The organism is Qipengyuania proteolytica (assembly GCF_019711565.1).
In the GTDB taxonomy this organism is placed as follows: domain Bacteria; phylum Pseudomonadota; class Alphaproteobacteria; order Sphingomonadales; family Sphingomonadaceae; genus Qipengyuania; species Qipengyuania proteolytica.
This window is the reverse complement of sequence record NZ_JAIGNN010000003.1, coordinates 159,428-176,974: the sequence shown is the minus strand read 5'-3', so window position 1 is coordinate 176,974 and position 17,547 is coordinate 159,428. Positions and strand designations below refer to the sequence as shown.

Genomic DNA, 17,547 nt, shown 5'->3' with positions numbered 1-17,547 from the left:
CCGGCGCTAGGGTGGCAGGCCAAGGGGAGAATTCCATGCCGCGACAAACCGTCCGCCGCGCGAGCCTGCTGGCCTGCGCCGCTGCCATTGCCTGGGCCCAGCCGGTGCTGGCACAGGAGCGCCCGATCGCCTTCGAAGGCGCGACGATCCACACGATGGCCGGACCGACGCTCGAGAATGCGACGCTTGTCGTCGCCGACGGGAAGATCCGCGCAGTCGGCACCGATGTCTCAATCCCCGCCAATGCCGAGCGGCGCGATGCGAGCGGCATGGTCATCATGCCCGGCATCGTCGACACGCATTCGCATATCGGCTCGGTCGCAGGCGCGGACCGCTCCTCCCCGATCCAGCCCGAAGTGCGCGCGATGGACGCGATCGACCCGCGCGATTCGAGCATTGCCAAGGCGCGCGCGGGCGGCGTGACCACCGCCAATGTCATGCCCGGATCGGGCTGGCTGGTGAGCGGCCAGACCTTCTACATGCGCCTGCGCGATGGCGACACTGTGGAAGACATCGCCTGGCTGTGGCCCGACGGGTCGGTGATGGGAGGCCTCAAGATGGCCAATGGCACGAACCCGATCCGCGAGACCCCGGGTTTCCCGACCACCCGCGCCAAGTCTGCCGCCCTGGTCCGCGCCGCCTTCACCGAGGCGCAGGCCTATTGCAAGGGCGATCGCAAGACGGTCGATCTCGGCAAGGAAGTGCTGTGCGAGGTGCTGTCCGGCAAGCGGCTGGTCCACCATCACACCCACCGCGCCGACGACATCATGACCGTGCTGCGGCTGCAGCGCGAATTCGGCTTCAAGGTCCTGATCCAGCACGGCATGGAAGCATGGAAGGTGGCGGACGAGCTTGCCGCAGCGGGCGTTCCCGTTTCCAACATCCTCGTCGACAGTCCCGGCGGGAAGCTGGAGGCGCAAGGATCGCGGCTGGAGACGGCGGGGATTCTCGAGCGGGCAGGCATTCTGACCTCGCTCCATTCGGACGACGGGATCATCGATTCGCGCCTCCTGTTCCGCGAGGCGGGGATGGCGGTGCGCGGCGGGATGAGCCGCGACGGGGCGCTGCGCGCGCTGACGATCAACGGCGCGAAGCAGCTCGGGCTCGACGATAAGGTCGGCAGCCTCGAACCAGGCAAGGATGCGGACTTCATCGTCCTCTCGGGCGATCCGTTGTCGGTCTACAGCCATGTTATGGAGACCTGGATCGAGGGCGAGAAGCTGTTCGATCGCACGACGGAGGAGGGCCGGCTGATGGCCGAAGGCGGCTACGGCGCGGGCAGTCCGATGGAGCTCGCCCATCACCACTGGGAAGCAGCGGAAGCGGAGGCAGGCCAATGATCGCGCGTTTCGCAAGACCGCTCGCCGCGCTGGCGGTGGGACTTGCTCCGGCCCAGCTGGCGGCGCAGGATATCGCCATCCGCGCGGAGACGCTCCACACCATGGATGGCCCGGCCATCAGCGAAGGGATCGTCGTGATCCGCGATGGCAAGATCGTCGCGGTCGGCCCGGCTGCCACCACCAGCGTGCCCGAGGGCATCGAGGTGCTGACCACCAAGGTCGCCACCCCCGGCCTTGTCGATGCGCGCACCGTGGTCGGCCTGGCGGGCTATCTCAACCAGTTCGACGATCAGGACCAGCTCGACACGGGCGCCGCGCTCCAGCCGCAACTGCGCGCGATCGACGGCTACAATCCGGACGAGGTGCTGGTCGACTGGCTGCGCTCGCTCGGCGTCACGACGATCCACACCGGTCACGGCCCCGGCACGGTCGTCTCCGGCCAGACGATGATCGCCAAGACCTGGGCGAAGACGGCCGACGGCGCCGCCATCGTGCCGCGCGCGATGATCGCGGCCAATCTCGGCCCGAACGCTATCGACAGCGAGAAGGGCCCGGGTACACGACCGAAGCAGATCGCGCTGCTGCGTGCTGCCCTGACCGCGGCGAAGGGCGGCGCTGCGCCCGATCCCAAGAAACCCGGCACGCCGGACAAGCTCGATATGCAGGTGTGGAAGGACGTGCTCGCCCGCCGCGTGCCGCTGATGATTACCGCCAACCGCGCGCAGGACATCATGAGCGCGCTGCGGCTGAAGGAGGAATTCGGCATCGACATGGTGATCGATGGCGGCGCGGAAAGCTATCGCCTGATCGACGAGCTGAAGGCGGCGGGCGTCACGGTGATCCTCCACCCGACCATGGCGCGCCACTATGGCGACATGGAGAACGCCAGCTTCGCCACCGCGGCCAAGCTGCGCGAGGCGGGCATCCCCTTCGCGCTGCAATCGGGCTATGAAGGCTATGTGCCCAAGACCCGCGTGATCCTGTGGGAAGCGGGCTGGGCGGCGGCCAACGGCCTCGCGCCCGAAGATGCCTTGTCTGCCATTACCATCGACGCGGCCAAGGCCATCGGCATGGGCGAGCGGCTCGGCTCGCTCAGCGTCGGCAAGGACGGCGATGTCGCGCTGTTCGACGGCGACCCGCTCGAATACACCAGCCACGTCACCGGCGTGGTGATCGACGGGCGGGTGGCGAGCCGCGAGGTGCGCTAGGGCTAGGGCTGCCTCAGTTCTCCTTGCAGCGGATCCAGTGGGTCTGGCCGCGCCAGGTCACCTGCCCGTCGTAATACGGCTCGTTCCACGTGGTGCGCATGACCAGCAGCGATTGCATGGCATCGGTGTCGGTGAACTCGATGCGCATCTCCTTGCCATCGAGCCACCATTGCGGCGCGAGAACCGGCACCTCTTTCCCGTCGACCCGCAGCCGTTTGGCGACCAGCGGTGCGCCCGGCACATGGCCAAAACCGACGGCCACTTCGATCGCCGGTTTCGAGGCGGTCTTGCAGAGGAAACCGCCTGTCGCCGAAGCCGGCGCGGCGACCACAGCAGCAGCGAGAGCGGGGATTGCGAGGAGACTGCGCATGTCGCCGCTCTGGCAGGGCCTTACTGAATACTTGCTGGACCGGCGTTAACCATTGCGAACCGCCTGACGCGCTAACCACGGCGCGTCAGGAGATGATTCGATGAAATTCGTGAAACTGGAATCGCGCGGCGGCAATTATCTCGTGGTCGCCAGCAATATCGCCTGGTTGCGAACTGCCGAGAACGGCCAGACCAACGTCGGCATGGTCGGCGGCCAGCCGCTGCTGGTCACCGGTTCGATCGAGGAAGTCGCCCAGAAAATTCTCGACGGCGTCGCCGCCAGCTGAGGATACGGGTCGCTGCGCCGCGACCCGTATCGTATCGCTCAACCTTCGCCGTCGAGCCACTCGAGCAGGCTCGCGAGGCAGTCGCGCGCCAGCATCTTGCAGCGTTCCGGGCTCCAACCCTGCTCGGGTTCGGGCTTGGCCGGATTGTCCTTGTAAGGCATTTCCAGCGTCATCGCCGTGGCGCCGAACCGTTCGGCCACCTGGTTGGTGCTCATTGCCAGATTGGCCTTGCCCGGCGCGGCCTTGGTATAGCCGTGCTCGGTCTGGAAATCGGGAGTGCGGCGGTCGAGGATGCGTTCGTAGCGATAATATCGCTCGCCCTGCTCGTCGGTCCAGCTCGGGATCCCCTCGTATCCGGCGAGGAAGGCGACCGGGATCGCCTCGTCGCCATGCACGTCCATCGCGAAATCGACGCCCGTCTCGTCCATCGCATTGCGGATGGCGAGCACTTCGGGGCTCTTTTCGGCAGTCGGGTTTTCCCATTCGCGGTTGAGGTTCACGCCCACCGCATTGGTGCGCAAATGGCCGCGGCGCGAGCCGTCGGGATTGGCATTCGGCACGACATGGATGCGGCAGCGCTGGCGCAGCTCGCGCCCCACGCTGTCGCTGGGGTCGGTCAGCACTTCGAGCGCGCCTTCCATCCACCATTCGGCCTGCGTCTCGCCCGGATGCTGGCGCGCATAGAGCCAGACCTGCGTGCTGCCTTCGCCCATCGAGAGGCAGTCGATCGGCTGCCCGTCCAGCGTGGTGCCGAGATGGCGGTACTCGACGCCTTCGGACGCCGCCGCTTCGGCGACGAGATCGTGGTGCCGCTCCATCGAATAGGGCGCGAAATAGGCGAAATACGCAATGTCGCTCGCGGGCGCGTAGCGGATCGTCAGCGTTCCGCCATCGGCGTCCTTGTCCCAGCTCGACGAGGCGCGGCCCCAGTAATCGCGATCTTCGGAAACGCAGCTGTCATAGCCCGGCCAGCCGCCGGGATAGGCGCTATCGTTGAGGCCGGTGATGTTCAATTCGAGCTCGCGCCCTTCGGCGCCACTGACGCGGAAGTGATACCACTGGGCGAATTCGCTCATGTGATCCTTGCGGATCGCCAGTTTCGCCGTCGCCCCTTCGATCGACAGCACCTCGATATTGCCGCTGTCGAACCCGCAATCGATCCTGATATCGCTCACTCGCTAACCTTCACTTCTATCGTTTCGCCATTGTTGCCGGGAAACTCCCGGAACAGCGCGGAGGCGACCGTCTGGGCGTTCGCCGTACCGCGTGCAAGGGGGGAATTCTCGGGCGGACTGAAATCGGCGCGGCCTTCCCACAGGCTCGTGCCGCTGGCCGCATCGGTGATGCGCACCGACAGTTCGGTGCCGAGGCGGTCCTTGTCGCCGCCGAGATTGATGCCGAGGCCGACACCCACGCCGGAACGGTATCCGCCCGTGCCACCACCAACGCCGACGCTGACCGGGCCGCGCCGGTCGCCCGCCTCGCGGAAATACTTGCCCACGCCGACCTGTGCGATCTGGCCGGCCGAAGCTCGGTCGCTTTCGACATAGCCCAGCGCGGTCAGCTCGGCGGCTACGGCCGCCTTGTAGGGGGCGAGCTCCAGGCTATCGCCATCGGTGCCTTCCATCGTCTCGATGAAGATCGTCCCCTGGCCGAGACGGCTCGTCTGGTCGACCGCGACGAAACGGGTCACTTCGACCGGGCCGGGCGGCGTCGCGCAGCCGCCGAGGGCGATGGTGGCCACGAGGCCGGCAAGCGGGAGGAGGGGTTTCATCATGCGATCCTTTCACGTCTCTCTTGTCGCGGCGCGACACCTGCACAACGCACAGCTACCGCAATCCGCTCCGGGACGCCTCGGGCGGGCCCCTAGACGGCTTGCCGTTACCAAATCGTATGCTACGGCGCGGCCCCATGAGCAGCGACCAGAAAGTGCCCGTCCTCGTCACCGGCGGTGCCGGCTATATCGGCAGCCACGCCGTGCTTGCCCTGCGCGATGCGGGCTGGCCGGTCGCGGTGATCGACAATCTCTCGACCGGCTTTGCCTTCGCCGTGCCGGAAGACGTTCCGCTTTACCGCGGGGACATCGCCGACGGCGTCCTGCTGGCACAGATTTTCGAAGAGCAGGGGATCAAGGCGATCATGCATTTCGCCGGCTCGATCATCGTGCCCGAATCGGTTGAGAACCCGCTCAAATATTACGAGAACAACACGGTGAAGAGCCGCGCGCTGATCGAAGCCGCGGTCGAGTGTGGGGTGGAACACTTCATCTTCAGCTCGACCGCAGCGACCTATGGCATGCCCGATGTCGAGCAGCTTACCGAAGACACGCCAAAGCAGCCGATCAATCCCTACGGCTGGTCGAAGCTGATGACCGAGCAGATGCTCGCCGATGCAAGCGCGGCGCATGGCTTCAACTTCTGCGCGCTGCGCTACTTCAATGTCGCGGGTGCCGATCCCGATGCGCGCACCGGCCAGTCGACCGCGGGGGCGACGCACCTGATCAAGGTGGCGTGCGAGGCGGCGACGGGCAAGCGCAACCATGTCGGCGTGTTCGGGACCGATTTCGACACGCCCGACGGCACCGGCGTGCGCGACTACATCCACGTCAGCGATCTCGCCAATGCGCATGTGCTGGCACTCGAGGCGCTGATCGAACAGCCGGACCGCTCGCTGACCATGAATTGCGGCTACGGGCGCGGCTTCTCTGTGCTCGAAGTACTCGACGCGGTGGACCGCGTGACCAACCAGACGATCGTGCGCGAGATGCAGCCGCGCCGCGCGGGCGATCCGGGCAAGCTGGTCTCCGACCCCTCCCGAATTCGCGCGACCCTGCCGTGGGAGCCCAAGTATGCGGACCTCGACACCATCGTGACCCACGCGCTGCAATGGGAACGGCGCCTGTCCGAAATCCGTCAGGACACTTGACCGAATCCCTCCCCGCCGTTAACGGGCGCGCTTGAATTCGGCGCGTCGGGGCCTATCTCCGGCGCGTATTTATTTGACGAGACCTATCATGAAGATCCGCAACAGCCTCAAGTCGCTCAAGGACCGTCACCGGGATTGCCGCGTGATCCGTCGCCGCGGGCGCACCTACGTCATCAACAAGACCAACCGCCGCTTCAAGGCCCGCCAGGGCTGATTCGGCGCGCTGCCCGATGGGTGGCGTAGTCTTGCACGACCGGCCCGGCCCCGAAAGGGGTGCGGGCCGTTGGTGTTTGGGGATCCGCAAATGGCGATAGAAGCCGTCGTGTTCGATGTCGGGCGGGTGCTCTACCAGTGGCAGCTGTCCCATCTGTTCGAACGCATCGTCGACGACCCGGTGCGGCTCGAGACGCTGCTCACTGAAGTCGTGACCGAGGAATGGCATTTCGAGCATGATCGCGGCCGGACGCTGGCCGACATGGTGCCCGAACGGATCGCGCGCTATCCCGAGTTCGAACCCGAGATCCGCGCCTATGCGACGCGCTTCAACGACACCATCCCCGGCCCGGTGCCGGGTAGCCTGTCGCTGGTCGAGCGGCTCGACGAAGCCGGCGTCCCGCTGTTCGCGATCACCAATTTCGGTGCTGAGTTCTGGGCGGGGTTCCGCCCCACTGCCCCCATCTTCGACCGCTTCCGCGACATCGTGGTCTCCGGTGAGGAGACACTCGCCAAGCCCGATCCCGCGATCTTCCGGCTCGCCGAGCGGCGCTTCGGCCTGCCCGCCGCAGCCATGCTCTTCATCGACGACAATGCCGCCAATGTCGCGGCGGCGAGCGAGTGCGGCTGGCAGGTCCACCATTTCGCCGATGCCCCGACGCTGGAGGCGGACCTCGTCTCGCGCGGACTTATCCGCCCATAGAAAAAGGGCCCCGGCGAATGCGTGCCGGAGCCCTTGAGGTATCCCACCTGATGGAGAGGGGTGGGGGAAGTTCAGGTCAGCCGTTGCACTTGGCCAGCTTGTCTTCGGCCAGCGCTTCGCCCTTGGCGGTGAAGCCGGCGATCTCGCCGTGTTCCTTCTGCAGTTCGCGGCAGACGCGCAGCGGGCGCGAGGTGCCCTTCGGCGCGACGCAGGTCGTGCCCTTGCAGTTCCAGGCCACGCCGCCGGCGACCACGGTGCCGCCTTCGACAGGCTGCGCCAGTTCGGCGGTGTAGAAGGGGGTGTTACCGGCAGCCGATGCCGGGCTGGGGGTTACCGCGGCGCCGAAGCTGAGCGTGGTCCAGGCGATCGCGGCTGCGAAGACGCCGACATTGAGCGAGCGGGGGAGAGAGAGGTTCATGGGGAGGTCCTTCCTGACTTGCAATTTGTTCAACAGGGCTTGCTTTTCATGCAATTGAGTTTCAAATAGCAACCCGTTGCGAATCGCTACCTATGACTTTAGGTTTCGTTTGGCAACCCAATTTTTGAAAAACTTTCGCAATCCTGATTTTCGGGTTAGATAGGTTGCAGGAAGGGGACTGAATTTATGGGTGACATCCGCGAACCGCTGCGCGAACTGACCGAATGCGGCCTGCCTCAGGCGCTCGAGGTCATGGGTGAACGCTGGTCGTTCATGATCCTGCGCGCCAGCTTCAACGGCCTGCACCACTTCGAGGAATTCCTCAGCGAGCTGGGGATCGCCCGCAACATCCTTTCCAACCGCCTCGCCAAGCTGGTCGAACACGGGATCCTGCGCCGCGATCCTTGCGCGGACGATCGCCGCAAGATCGAATACCGCCTGACCGACAAGGGCTTCGACCTGCTGCCCACCATGGTGGCGCTGCGCCAGTGGGGTCAGAAATACGGCGCGGAGGTGGTGGAAAATCCGGTGCTGGTCGACGAACGCGACCGCCTGCCGATCGGCCCGACCTCGATCCTCAGCCACGACGGCCGGATTCTCGGCCCTGCCGACCTCGCGCTGGTCGAGCGTGGCAATCTGGGCATCCGTGCCGACGGCTCGCGCGCGCAGCCCGCGAGCGAGCTGGGCCTCGGCGACGTGATCGCCATCGAAAGCCTGCGCCGCGCCAAAAACGCCGCCTGAACTCACGCCCGACGGCCGCTACCTCATTGTCCGCGGGCGGCTGTGGCGCGCGAGCAATCCGGCGCTCGCCGAAGCGGAGCGTCAGCGCCTCGTCGATGAGTTGATGAACGCCCGCCGTGCCGTCGCGGCGGCGAAACGCGCGCAAGATTCTGAGGATGAACGACAGGCGCGAGCGCGCGTTCACGCGGCGAAGGTTGCGCTGGGCGAACGCGGTCCGGTCTGGTGGGACGACGGGGCACCCGACTACAACCGCCACCTGCTCCGCAACACACCCTATGCCGATGCGCTGGAGAATGATCAGTCGGGATCGGCCGGTGCACCCTGGCGAATCTCGTAATCGATCCTGATCCGCACCCATTCACCGACCTGCGGGCGCCCCCCGATCTGGGGCGGGCGCACCTTGAACTGCCACGCCGCCGCCAGCACCGATCGCCCGATGTTCGAACCCTTCGGCCATTCGTCGACCAGCACGCAGTTCTCGACCCGGAATTGCGGCGCGGTCCGGCAATTGATCAGCCCCCATCCGGGACCCGAGGCGGTCGAGAGATAGCCCCGCAACTCGTCGTTGGTCGGCTCTCGATACCAGCGCGCGGCATAGAGCGGCTCGCCGTTGGGCCCGCTCCCCGCGATCCGCTGCGAATCGCCGGGGCGCGGCGTGAAGGCCGGGCCGACGGGGCCTGCGCTCTGCCGGGTCTTCGCCTGCGGTTGTCGCGCCAGGTCGAAACTTGGCGACGCAGCGGGCGCGGTGCGCAACAGGGCCGGTGGCGGCGATGGCTGCGGTGCCGGCGTATCGGGAAGGGGCTCGGGTCGCACGATCTGCGGGGCAGTCGCGGCCGTGCGCGGGTCCGGCTGCGGCGCGGGCTCTGCCGCCGGCTCGTCGGCGTCTTCCCGCGAATCGCTCACATCGAAGGTCGACACCGCGTCGCGCATCGGCACCGGCTCGCGCTCGACGATGCCGAGCGACAGCAGCAGGAGCACCAGCACCCCTTCGATCGCGATCGCCAGCGCAAGGCCGATGGCCTTGCGCCGCCGCTCCGGGTCTAGTCCGCGCCACTCCGCCCGCAGCCGCGCCGTCGGCCGCGCGACGGAATCCTCGGAGGCAAAAGGGTGCATGCGCGTCTGGGTCAGCCCGGCAGTGTGACGTCACCGCGCAACTGGCTGCGTGACGTCATCGTTAAAGTGATCTCAACATCCGGCCCGTAACGCCGTTGTCTATTCGCGAATCTGCATAACCGAGCCGGCACCAGTGATCGATATCGAAATCCAGAACGAGACGCACCAGACCGTCTTCACCATCAAGGCAGTCACCGTGCCGCGCATCGGCGAGGGCATCCGCCTGAAGGAGCCGAACGGGCAGTGGGCGTCCTACGACGTCCTCGACGTGTGGTACCAGCAGGCCGAGATCGGCGCCTTCTGGGTGCCCTACATCCACGTCCGCATGACGCCGGACGAGCTGAAAGCGGTGGAAATGGCGAAGTCCAACCCGATGGTCGACAAGACCCAGCAGGTCCCGATCGAGGACTTCCTGCGCAAGTTCGAAGGCGACCGCGAACACCAGCCCGTAAAGCTCAACCTCGACATGACCGAGGATTGAGGAAGGTTCAGTAGTCCTCGCGCGTTTCGGGCTCGAACGGCTGCGGATCGGCGATCCGCCCCAGGAACAGGATTGCCCCTGTTTGAAGATCGCGGATGACGACCGTGAACGGCCGGTCGACGATGAACTTTTCCGGCTTCCGATGGATAGTGAGGCCACTGACCGGGACGATCCGCAGGACAGTGACAGCCGCAGCACGGGTGCCCTGTTCGTAAACCTGCAATTTGGTGATCTGGTACGCCTCGCCGACATAGAGGTCGTTGGGCTTGCCGTCGGTCATTACCGACAGATCGGCTGCGTCGGGATCGAACGGCAGGCCGAGGCCGAGCGCGATGAGGGGCTGGGCCACCGAACTATCGTAGTCCACCTCGAAGCGCGGCAGTTGCAGATCGGTGTAGCCGGGCTCGCCGGCCGTCAGCTCGGCGTCGAGCCTGGCCAGCAGCGCCGCCGGGGGTGCCGTTGCGACCACGCGGCGGCGCTCCGGCATCACGACGTCCATCGCGAAGCGGTCGCCGGCATAGGGCAGGCGGATGGCGCGCCACTCGTCTTCGCTGGTCGTGACGAAATTGTCCTGCTCCTGCATGAAATAGAATGGCCGGTCGCTGCCGTCGCCGAACAGGAAATCCTGCGTCGGCCCGCCGGACAGTTCGGTCTTCCAGCCGGCATCGAAATAGAGCGCATTGGTCAGCACCGCGGCGGTCGCATCGGCGAGTTGTTGCGGGGTGATGATCTCGCTGATCAAATTATCGGTCTTCTCCGCCGCCCAGCCATTGATGATCCTGGCCGAATCTTCCGACGGTCGCCCCGGGCTGAAGTCGAGCGCCTCGACCCGTGCGTCGTAGTACGACCTCGCCGTGGCGACGTAGCCGGTCCCGAATTGCCATTCGCGGGAGAGCCACAGGGCATTGGCGAGCCGGATGTCGGCGGGTGTGCCATGCGCCAGCAGGTTGCGGCGCTGTGCCAGCAAGGCCTCGTCGGCGGCAGTCCCTGCAGGCCAGCCGAAGAAGCCTTCTATCTGGCTTCGCGTTTCTCCCGCAGCGCCGGCATGAAGGAGGCCGAACGCCTGCTCGACACTGACCGGTGAGAAGAAGACGTTCTCCTCGGCGCCCGCCTTTTCATCGAGCTTGGCGAAAAGTGCCATGGACCCCTCGCTGACCCCGAGAGCGGGGGCCATCGCGTCGGGAGCAGCAGGCACCCCGTCGGGCCGGTCGACCGGGGCGCAGGCGAACAGGGCGAGGGTGGCAAGGCAGCCGGACAAGGTTCTCATTATGCCGCAACGCCTTGACGGCGCTTCGGTTCACGCCCGCGGCGCCTGCCTGCGGTAACTCAGCGCTTCGGCCACATGGATGCGGCCGACCGTTTCCGATCCCGAGAGATCCGCGATCGTGCGCGCCACGCGGAGCATGCGGGTGTAGCTGCGGGCCGAGAGGCGCATGGCGGTGGCGGCTTGAAGCAGGAGCTGGCGGCCCGGTTCGTCGGGCGTCGCGAAGGTTTCGAGCGCCTCGCCGTCGAGTTCGGCATTGCTGCGCACGCCGGTCTCGCCCTTGCGGGCGGTCTGGCGGTTTCGGGCAGCCATCACGCGGGCGGCGACCTCCTCGCTGCCTTCGGCAGGCGGGGGCAGGGCGAGATCGGCGGCGCTGACGGGATCGACCTCCACATGCAGATCGATGCGGTCGAGCATCGGGCCGGAGACCTTGCTCTGGTAATCGGCGGCGCAGCGCGGGGCGCGGCTGCAGGCGAGCGCGGCATCGCCGAGATGCCCGCAGCGGCACGGGTTCATCGCCGCGACCAGCTGGACATTGGCGGGGAAGCTGACGTGGGCATTGGCGCGCGCCACGTCGACCTTGCCGGTCTCCAAGGGCTGGCGCAGCGAATCGAGCACCGCGCGCTGGAATTCCGGCAGCTCGTCGAGAAACAGCACGCCGAGATGCGCGAGGCTGACCTCGCCGGGCTTCACGCGCAGGCCGCCGCCGGTGAGCGCCGCCATGCTCGCCGAATGGTGCGGGGCGCGGAACGGGCGGGCGCGGCTGATGCGCCCTTCCTCGAGCGTGCCGGCGACCGATTGCACCATGCTCACCTCGAGCGCCTCGGCGGGCGAGAGCGGCGGCAGGATCCCCGGCAGGCAGCTCGCCAGCAGCGACTTGCCGGCACCCGGCGGCCCGATCATCAGCAGGTTGTGCCCGCCCGCCGCCGCGATCTCGAGCGCGCGCTTGGCGGTTTCCTGTCCCTTGACCTGTTTGAGGTCCGGCCCGCGCCCCGGCTCCTCCACCTCGCCCGCCTCGGGCGGCGGCAGGGTCTGCGTACCCTTCAGATGGTTGAGCAGGCTCGCCAGGTCGGGTGCGGCGCAGACCGGCACCTCGCTCGCCCAGCGCGCTTCCGAACCCTGTGCCCTGGGGCAGATCAGCCCGCATTCCTGTTCACTCGCGTGGAGCGCCGCCAGCAGGACGCCGGGCGATGGCACGATGCGCGCGTCGAGCGCCAGCTCGCCCACCGCGATCCACTCGGCCAGCTGCTCGGCATCGGTCACGCCCATCGCCGCGAGCAACGCCAGCGCGATCGGCAAGTCGTAATGCGAGCCTTCCTTGGGCAGGTCGGCCGGCGAGAGGTTGATCGTGATCCGCTTGGGCGGCAGCGCGAGGCCCATCCCGGCGAGCGCGGCGCGGACGCGCTCCTTGCTCTCGCCCACGGCCTTGTCCGCGAGGCCGACGATGTTGAACTTGGGGAGACCGGGCGCGACCGAGCACTGCACTTCGACCGCGCGCGCTTCCAGCCCCAGATAGGCGACCGTCCTTACCAGTGCGACCAGTGTTAACCCCTCGTGTCTCCGCGCAGGGATGGGGCCAAGAAGCTGAAATGTCGAGAGGAAACCCGCTCCGATCCGGTGAGAAAACCTGCGCGCTTAACCTCTGTTTCACCAAGTGCCTTGGCAAAGCGGCAAGGGCTGGAGGCGCAAGGCGGGTGTCATGCTTCGCATCATCGCCTCGTTGCTCACGCTCGCCGGCCTCGCGCTGCCGCTTCCGGCCGTAGCGCAGTCGCTCGGCCTCGTCGCGATGCCGGTGATCTATGTGGCGAAGCCCGTCGTCCAGCCGCTCGAGGGCACCAAGGTGCTTGCGCCCCGGGAAGGCCAGCGGGTGCTGCAGCCCTCGGCGCGACCGGTCTTGCCGCGCATGGACCACGGCGCGGATTTCGTCGGCGTGCGCCCGCAGCAGGCGATGGCGGTGGCGGCATCGCCCGCGTGGCAGGCGCCTCCGGCAATCGACCGGGCGCTGCGCAACTATCGCCGCGGGATTGCCACTTACGGCCCCTTCATGGTGCTCGACGAGCGCCGCGTCGCGCTGGTCGGCGAGACCGATCGCGCCTCGCCCGCCGCCTTTGCCGCCATGCTGCGCGACTATCCGGGCTTGCGCCAGATCGACATGGTCGAATGTCCCGGCACGCGCGACGACATCGCCAACATGAAGCTGGGCCGGATGATCCGCGCCGCGCGGCTGGTGACGCATGTCCCGGCGACCGGATCGGTGCGCTCGGGCGCGGTCGAGCTTTTCCTCGCCGGGATCGACCGCGACATCGCCGACGGGGCGGAGTTCGCCGTGCACAGCTGGCTGGACATCCACGGCCGCGAGGCGGGCGACTATGCCGCCGACGCGCCGGAGAATCGCCGCTATCTCGACTATTACCGCGAAATGGGGATGGACGCGGGCCTGGCGCGCGCCTTCTACGATTTTACCAATTCGGTGCCGCACGCCTCGGCGCGCTGGCTGACCGCGGGCGACATGCGCCGCTGGGCGCGCCCGGGGCAGAGGCAGGGGGCGGTTCAGCAGACTGCGGAACGCCCCGCACCGCCGCGCCAGCCCGTGCGCGAGGCGACCGCGAAACCCGCCCCCAAACTCGCCTATGCCGACATGACTTTCTCTTGACGGCGGCGCGGCGTGTGCGTATGCGCGCGCCATTCAAGCGGTCACCCCGCCCGGGTGGCCCTTTTTGTTGGTGGCGTTCCGGTCGCATGATTCGGTCGCCACCGGAACCAGAAGATTTTTGAAGGACACTTCCGATGAAGCGGACTTTCCAGCCCTCGAACCTCGTGCGCGCCCGTCGCCACGGCTTCTTCGCGCGCAAGGCCACCCCGGGCGGCCGCAAGGTGCTCCGCGCCCGCCGCGCCCGCGGTCGCAAGAACCTCTGCGCGTGATGTGATTCGCTGCGCGGATGCGCGGCGATCATCAAGCGAATGCAAGCGGGCTCCCGTTGGGGGCCCGTTTTGCGTATGGAGTGCCCATGCACCCGAGCCTCTCCGTCATCCGCAAGCGCAGCGACTTCCTCGCCGCGAATCGGGGACTGCGTGTCGCGCGGCCAGGCTTCGTGCTGCTCGCGCGGCCCAATGACGGGCAGGGCAAGCGGTACGGCATCACGGTGACGAAGAAGATCGGCAATGCCGTGGTCCGCAACCGCATGAAGCGGCGCTTCCGCGAATTGCTGTGGGATGCGCTGCCGGAGAGCGGCCTCGCCGATCACGACCATATCCTGATCGGCCGCGAAGGCGGGGTGGAGCGCGACTTCGCGGCGCTGCGCGAGGAACTGGCCGCCGCACTCTCGCGCGCCGCGGCGGGCAAGGGCGACCCCGCACGCGGCCCGCATCGCCACCGTAGCCGCCGCGCATGAAGCATGTCCTCATCTTCATCGCGCGCCTGTGGCAATGGGGGCCGAGCCGGATCCTGCCGCCGACCTGCCGCTATGCCCCTTCGTGCAGCGAATATGCCGTGCAGGCGCTCGGCAAATATGGTGCGATCAAGGGTGGATGGCTGGCGACGAAGCGTATACTGCGCTGCCACCCTTGGGGCGGGCATGGATACGATCCGGTGCCGTAGCGGCACTGTCTTGAATACCTAATACACCTCCCCACATACCGACTGACGATAGAATACGACGGGACCGACCTTGCAAAACCAGCGCAATTTGATCCTCGCGATCACGCTCTCCTTCCTGCTGCTCATCGGCTGGGATTACGGGATGCAGTATTTCTACCCGCAGCCCGACCAGGCGCTGGTGGAAGACAAGGCCGATACGCCGGCAGAGCAGGCCGCGACCCAGCATGCGCGCACCGGCGGGCTGGTCGATCCGGCGATGCAGGAGCAGGAAGAGGTCGACGTGGCCAAAGCGCTCGCTTCGGCGGAGCGCCTGCCGATCGATGCGCCGCGCGTAGCGGGATCGATCAACCTGCGCGGCGGCCAGATCGACGATATCGTCCTCAAGGACCACACCGAGACCACGAAGAAGGACAGCGGCCCGGTCCGCCTGTTCTCGCCCAATGGCACGCCCGCGCAGTATTTCGCGCAGTTCGGCTGGGTCGGATCGAACCTCAAGGTGCCGAGCGCCCAGACGCTGTGGCAGGCGGACGGCGCGCGCCTGACCGCCGATACGCCGGTGACGCTCACGTGGAACAATGGCGAAGGGCTGACCTTCGCCGTGCGCTACAGCATCGACGACAATTACATGATCACCGCCGAACAGTCGGTCAGCAACACCTCGGGCAATCCGGTGGTGGTGCAGCCCTTCGGCCTGATCAACCGTACCGGCAAGACCGCCAGCCAGGACATCTGGAACGCGCATTCTGGCCCGATGGGCGTGTTCGGCGAGACGGCCGATTACGACGTCAATTACGATGACGTCGACGAAGCCGGAGTGGTCACGCCCGAAGGCCGCACGCGCTGGGCAGGCTTCACCGATATCTACTGGCTTTCGGCGATCGTCCCGCAGGACGGCAGCGCCCCCGGGACGACCTTCCGCGCGCTGGGCGGCGAAACCTATCGCACCGACGTGATCTACGAGCCCGTCACCGTCCCGGCGGGCCGCAAATACACCACTAGCTCACGCCTCTATGCTGGGGCCAAGGAAAGCGTGGTGCTCGACAACTACCAGGATGCGGGCATCGAGAAGTTCGGCTTCGCGATCGACTGGGGCTGGTTCCGCTGGTTCGAAAAGCCGATCCTGTGGCTGCTGCGCACGCTGTTCGACGCGGTCGGCAATTTCGGCGTCGCCATCATAATCCTGACCGTCATCGTGCGCGGCCTGATGTTCCCCATCGCGCAGAAGGGCTTCGCCAGCATGGCCGCGATGAAGGCCATCCAGCCCAAGATGAAGGAAATCCAGGAGAAGTATAAGGACGACAAGCCCAAGCAGCAGCAGGAGATCATGGAGCTCTACAAGCGCGAGAAGGTCAATCCGCTCGCCGGCTGCCTGCCGATGCTGCTCCAGATCCCGGTGTTCTTCGCGCTCTACAAGGTGCTGATCCTGGCGGTCGAGATGCGCCACGAGAAGTTCGCCTGGATCGATGACCTTTCCGCGCCGGATCCGGCCAACCTCGCCGCTGCGCTGGGTCTTGTCGGCATCCAGGTGCCCGGCTGGCTGATGATCATCTTCGGGCTCGGCGTGCTCGGCGTGCTGCTCGGCTTCACCATGTGGCTGACCTTCAAGCTCAACCCAAGCGCGATGGACCCGATGCAGCAGAAGATCTTCGACATCATGCCCTGGGTGCTGATGTTCGTGATGGCGCCGTTTGCCGCAGGCCTGCTGCTCTACTGGGTCACCTCCAACATCCTGACGCTGGCGCAGCAGAAGTATCTCTATTCCAAGCATCCGCAGATGCGCGCGATGATCGAGGAAGAGAAGAAGCGCAAGGCGGCCGAGGCGGCCAAGGCCGGCTGATGGACGAGGCCGAACTCGCCACGCTGGAAAGGCGCGCGAACAAGCTGTTTTCGGGCCGGGTGGAATTCCTCCTCTCGGCCCCGCAGCTCAAGTTCCTGCCCGAACCGACGGTACCCGAAGTGGCGCTGTGCGGACGCTCGAACGTGGGCAAGAGCACGCTGCTGAACGCGATCACCGGGCGCAAGGCGATCGCCCGCGCCTCGGTGACGCCGGGCCGCACGCAGGAGCTTAACTTCTTCGAGGTCGGCGATCCGACGCTGTTCCGCCTCGTCGACATGCCGGGCTACGGCTTTGCCAAGGCGCCGGTGAAGGTGGTCGAAAAGTGGAAGGCGCTGGTGAAGACCTATCTGCGCGGCCGCCCGGTGCTGGCGCGCACGCTGGTGCTGGTCGATGCCCGCCATGGCCCGAAGGATGTCGACCGCGAGATGATGAAGATGCTCGACGAGGCGGCCGTTGGCTACCGCGTCGTCCTCACCAAGGCGGACAAGATCAAGGCGAGCGAGCTCGAAAAGGTCGTCGCCGCGACCGAAGCCGAGGCGCGCAAGCACGTCGCCGCCTATCCCGAAGTCCACGTCACCAGCGCGGAAAAGGGCATGGGCATCGGCGCGCTGAGGGCGGCGGTGCTGGCGGACGCGGGGGTCTGACCCAAGCACGTGAGACTCGTCGACCCATCAGGGCTAACACCCTTCGCAGCACTTCTGCTCGCTTCACGGCTCACCGCTGAAAAGCAACGACCCGGTCCGTTATCATTGCGTTAACCAATTTTATTTACGATTTGTTAACCAATCAGTGTACACATTTCCGCAGATGAATCGGGCGAGTCGCCAGTACTAAGGCGTAAAACTGCCCCTTTCGCGATAAAATATCGGGCGCTTGGCGAACCTTATTATTGTCGTTTCTCAATAGGAGATCGGCAAGAAGACGCGCACGCCCCGCTTAAATGACCTCTGGCGTGTGAAAATACATTTACACAGGCTGGAGGTATCGATGACCTTCTTGGCAATTTGTTTGGCTATTCTGGCGGCGCTACTCCCACGCAGCGAAGTCCGC

22 protein-coding genes are annotated in these 17,547 nt (G+C 66.4%); 15 read left to right on the top strand and 7 right to left on the bottom strand.

Translation table 11 applies throughout. The annotated features are described in order from the left end of the window. Window positions 1-35 precede the first annotated feature (35 nt). Window positions 36-1,340: an amidohydrolase family protein gene (locus tag K3172_RS15015; protein ID WP_221591467.1), complete on the top strand. Its 1,305-nt coding sequence runs from the start codon at window positions 36-38 to the stop codon at window positions 1,338-1,340. Then, window positions 1,337-2,548, top strand: a complete 1,212-nt coding sequence (locus K3172_RS15010; protein WP_221591465.1) for an amidohydrolase family protein — start codon at window positions 1,337-1,339, stop codon at window positions 2,546-2,548. Before K3172_RS15015 ends, K3172_RS15010 begins: the two co-directional genes overlap by 4 nt. Before the next feature lie 13 nt (window positions 2,549-2,561). On the opposite strand, the gene K3172_RS15005 is transcribed toward K3172_RS15010, so the two are convergent. Continuing rightward, the gene (locus K3172_RS15005; RefSeq protein ID WP_221591464.1) at window positions 2,562-2,918 is read right to left on the bottom strand and encodes a hypothetical protein; all 357 of its coding nucleotides are present in this window, start codon (window positions 2,916-2,918) and stop codon (window positions 2,562-2,564) included. Window positions 2,919-3,018: 100 nt separating this feature from the next. On the opposite strand from K3172_RS15005, the gene K3172_RS15000 reads away from it, so the two are divergent. Then, window positions 3,019-3,204 (top strand): hypothetical protein, encoded by a 186-nt coding sequence (locus K3172_RS15000; RefSeq protein WP_221591463.1) that lies wholly within the window; start codon window positions 3,019-3,021, stop codon window positions 3,202-3,204. 38 nt (window positions 3,205-3,242) lie between these two features. Here K3172_RS15000 and K3172_RS14995 read toward each other — a convergent pair whose 3' ends face one another. Both K3172_RS14995 and K3172_RS14990 read right to left on the bottom strand, forming a co-directional pair. Next, window positions 3,243-4,379 (bottom strand): M14 family metallopeptidase, encoded by a 1,137-nt coding sequence (locus K3172_RS14995; protein ID WP_221591462.1) that lies wholly within the window; start codon window positions 4,377-4,379, stop codon window positions 3,243-3,245. Further along, window positions 4,376-4,981 (bottom strand): DUF4136 domain-containing protein, encoded by a 606-nt coding sequence (locus K3172_RS14990; protein WP_247718260.1) that lies wholly within the window; start codon window positions 4,979-4,981, stop codon window positions 4,376-4,378. The genes K3172_RS14995 and K3172_RS14990 overlap by 4 nt, the downstream gene beginning before the upstream one ends. 134 nt (window positions 4,982-5,115) lie before the next feature. Here K3172_RS14990 and galE point away from each other — a divergent pair, with 134 nt between their 5' ends. The 3 genes from galE (at window position 5,116) to K3172_RS14975 (ending at window position 7,045) form a co-directional block, all read left to right on the top strand. Next, window positions 5,116-6,129 (top strand): UDP-glucose 4-epimerase GalE, encoded by a 1,014-nt coding sequence (gene galE, locus K3172_RS14985; RefSeq protein ID WP_221591461.1) that lies wholly within the window; start codon window positions 5,116-5,118, stop codon window positions 6,127-6,129. Between the two features lie 88 nt (window positions 6,130-6,217). Then, window positions 6,218-6,343, top strand: a complete 126-nt coding sequence (gene ykgO, locus K3172_RS14980) for a type B 50S ribosomal protein L36 (RefSeq protein ID WP_029941846.1) — start codon at window positions 6,218-6,220, stop codon at window positions 6,341-6,343. A 90-nt stretch (window positions 6,344-6,433) separates the two neighbouring features. Beyond that, entirely contained in the window at window positions 6,434-7,045 is a 612-nt protein-coding gene (locus K3172_RS14975; RefSeq protein ID WP_221591460.1) for an HAD family hydrolase, read from the top strand. Between the two features lie 76 nt (window positions 7,046-7,121). Here the strand turns inward: K3172_RS14975 and K3172_RS14970 are convergent, their stop codons facing one another. Next, the gene (locus K3172_RS14970) at window positions 7,122-7,463 is read right to left on the bottom strand and encodes a DUF8200 family protein (protein ID WP_221591459.1); all 342 of its coding nucleotides are present in this window, start codon (window positions 7,461-7,463) and stop codon (window positions 7,122-7,124) included. A gap of 186 nt (window positions 7,464-7,649) precedes the next feature. Here K3172_RS14970 and K3172_RS14965 point away from each other — a divergent pair, with 186 nt between their 5' ends. Together K3172_RS14965 and K3172_RS14960 are read left to right on the top strand one after the other, a co-directional pair. After that, a complete protein-coding gene (locus tag K3172_RS14965) occupies window positions 7,650-8,204 on the top strand; it encodes a winged helix-turn-helix transcriptional regulator (RefSeq protein WP_221591458.1) in 555 nt (184 codons plus the stop codon). A 103-nt stretch (window positions 8,205-8,307) separates the two neighbouring features. Next, window positions 8,308-8,541: a hypothetical protein gene (locus K3172_RS14960; protein ID WP_345725675.1), complete on the top strand. Its 234-nt coding sequence runs from the start codon at window positions 8,308-8,310 to the stop codon at window positions 8,539-8,541. Here K3172_RS14960 and K3172_RS14955 read toward each other — a convergent pair. After that, window positions 8,502-9,317, bottom strand: coding sequence for a hypothetical protein (locus K3172_RS14955; protein ID WP_221591456.1), 816 nt, complete (start codon window positions 9,315-9,317; stop codon window positions 8,502-8,504). The two genes, K3172_RS14960 and K3172_RS14955, sit on opposite strands and share 40 nt — an antisense overlap. 133 nt (window positions 9,318-9,450) lie before the next feature. On the opposite strand from K3172_RS14955, the gene K3172_RS14950 reads away from it, so the two are divergent. Further along, window positions 9,451-9,798 carry a hypothetical protein gene (locus tag K3172_RS14950; RefSeq protein WP_221591454.1) on the top strand — a complete coding sequence of 116 codons (348 nt, stop codon included), beginning with the start codon at window positions 9,451-9,453 and terminating at the stop codon, window positions 9,796-9,798. Window positions 9,799-9,805: 7 nt separating this feature from the next. On the opposite strand, the gene K3172_RS14945 is transcribed toward K3172_RS14950, so the two are convergent. After that, window positions 9,806-11,065 (bottom strand): serpin family protein, encoded by a 1,260-nt coding sequence (locus tag K3172_RS14945; protein WP_221591451.1) that lies wholly within the window; start codon window positions 11,063-11,065, stop codon window positions 9,806-9,808. Window positions 11,066-11,095: 30 nt separating this feature from the next. Then, window positions 11,096-12,604, bottom strand: coding sequence for a YifB family Mg chelatase-like AAA ATPase (locus K3172_RS14940; RefSeq protein WP_221591535.1), 1,509 nt, complete (start codon window positions 12,602-12,604; stop codon window positions 11,096-11,098). Between the two features lie 157 nt (window positions 12,605-12,761). On the opposite strand from K3172_RS14940, the gene K3172_RS14935 reads away from it, so the two are divergent. From K3172_RS14935 to yihA, 6 genes are all read left to right on the top strand, one after another. Beyond that, complete coding sequence (locus tag K3172_RS14935; protein ID WP_221591449.1) at window positions 12,762-13,715, top strand: hypothetical protein; 954 nt, start codon at window positions 12,762-12,764, stop codon at window positions 13,713-13,715. Between the two features lie 134 nt (window positions 13,716-13,849). After that, the gene (gene rpmH, locus K3172_RS14930; protein WP_006833929.1) at window positions 13,850-13,984 is read left to right on the top strand and encodes a 50S ribosomal protein L34; all 135 of its coding nucleotides are present in this window, start codon (window positions 13,850-13,852) and stop codon (window positions 13,982-13,984) included. Window positions 13,985-14,070: 86 nt separating this feature from the next. Beyond that, complete coding sequence (gene rnpA / locus K3172_RS14925; protein WP_221591447.1) at window positions 14,071-14,454, top strand: ribonuclease P protein component; 384 nt, start codon at window positions 14,071-14,073, stop codon at window positions 14,452-14,454. Continuing rightward, on the top strand, window positions 14,451-14,660 hold the full coding sequence (yidD, locus tag K3172_RS14920; protein ID WP_221591445.1) for a membrane protein insertion efficiency factor YidD: 210 nt from the start codon (window positions 14,451-14,453) through the stop codon (window positions 14,658-14,660). The genes rnpA and yidD overlap by 4 nt, the downstream gene beginning before the upstream one ends. 88 nt (window positions 14,661-14,748) lie before the next feature. Continuing rightward, window positions 14,749-16,497, top strand: coding sequence for a membrane protein insertase YidC (yidC, locus tag K3172_RS14915; RefSeq protein ID WP_425594714.1), 1,749 nt, complete (start codon window positions 14,749-14,751; stop codon window positions 16,495-16,497). Further along, window positions 16,497-17,141, top strand: a complete 645-nt coding sequence (yihA, locus tag K3172_RS14910) for a ribosome biogenesis GTP-binding protein YihA/YsxC (protein WP_221591441.1) — start codon at window positions 16,497-16,499, stop codon at window positions 17,139-17,141. The genes yidC and yihA overlap by 1 nt, the downstream gene beginning before the upstream one ends. Window positions 17,142-17,547 lie beyond the last annotated feature (406 nt).

Excerpts from the sequence above, each read along its gene's own strand:
- K3172_RS15015 (WP_221591467.1), top strand. The coding sequence starts at position 36 with ATGCCGCGACAAACCGTCCGCCGCGCGAGCCTGCTGGCCTGCGCCGCT.
- K3172_RS15010 (WP_221591465.1), top strand. The coding sequence starts at position 1,337 with ATGATCGCGCGTTTCGCAAGACCGCTCGCCGCGCTGGCGGTGGGACTT.
- K3172_RS15005 (WP_221591464.1), bottom strand. The coding sequence starts at position 2,918 with ATGCGCAGTCTCCTCGCAATCCCCGCTCTCGCTGCTGCTGTGGTCGCC.
- K3172_RS15000 (WP_221591463.1), top strand. The coding sequence starts at position 3,019 with ATGAAATTCGTGAAACTGGAATCGCGCGGCGGCAATTATCTCGTGGTC.
- K3172_RS14990 (WP_247718260.1), bottom strand. The coding sequence starts at position 4,981 with ATGATGAAACCCCTCCTCCCGCTTGCCGGCCTCGTGGCCACCATCGCC.
- galE (WP_221591461.1), top strand. The coding sequence starts at position 5,116 with ATGAGCAGCGACCAGAAAGTGCCCGTCCTCGTCACCGGCGGTGCCGGC.
- ykgO (WP_029941846.1), top strand. The coding sequence starts at position 6,218 with ATGAAGATCCGCAACAGCCTCAAGTCGCTCAAGGACCGTCACCGGGAT.
- K3172_RS14975 (WP_221591460.1), top strand. The coding sequence starts at position 6,434 with ATGGCGATAGAAGCCGTCGTGTTCGATGTCGGGCGGGTGCTCTACCAG.
- K3172_RS14970 (WP_221591459.1), bottom strand. The coding sequence starts at position 7,463 with ATGAACCTCTCTCTCCCCCGCTCGCTCAATGTCGGCGTCTTCGCAGCC.
- K3172_RS14965 (WP_221591458.1), top strand. The coding sequence starts at position 7,650 with ATGGGTGACATCCGCGAACCGCTGCGCGAACTGACCGAATGCGGCCTG.
- K3172_RS14960 (WP_345725675.1), top strand. The coding sequence starts at position 8,308 with ATGAACGCCCGCCGTGCCGTCGCGGCGGCGAAACGCGCGCAAGATTCT.
- K3172_RS14955 (WP_221591456.1), bottom strand. The coding sequence starts at position 9,317 with ATGCACCCTTTTGCCTCCGAGGATTCCGTCGCGCGGCCGACGGCGCGG.
- K3172_RS14945 (WP_221591451.1), bottom strand. The coding sequence starts at position 11,065 with ATGAGAACCTTGTCCGGCTGCCTTGCCACCCTCGCCCTGTTCGCCTGC.
- K3172_RS14935 (WP_221591449.1), top strand. The coding sequence starts at position 12,762 with ATGCTTCGCATCATCGCCTCGTTGCTCACGCTCGCCGGCCTCGCGCTG.
- rpmH (WP_006833929.1), top strand. The coding sequence starts at position 13,850 with ATGAAGCGGACTTTCCAGCCCTCGAACCTCGTGCGCGCCCGTCGCCAC.
- rnpA (WP_221591447.1), top strand. The coding sequence starts at position 14,071 with ATGCACCCGAGCCTCTCCGTCATCCGCAAGCGCAGCGACTTCCTCGCC.
- yidD (WP_221591445.1), top strand. The coding sequence starts at position 14,451 with ATGAAGCATGTCCTCATCTTCATCGCGCGCCTGTGGCAATGGGGGCCG.
- yihA (WP_221591441.1), top strand. The coding sequence starts at position 16,497 with ATGGACGAGGCCGAACTCGCCACGCTGGAAAGGCGCGCGAACAAGCTG.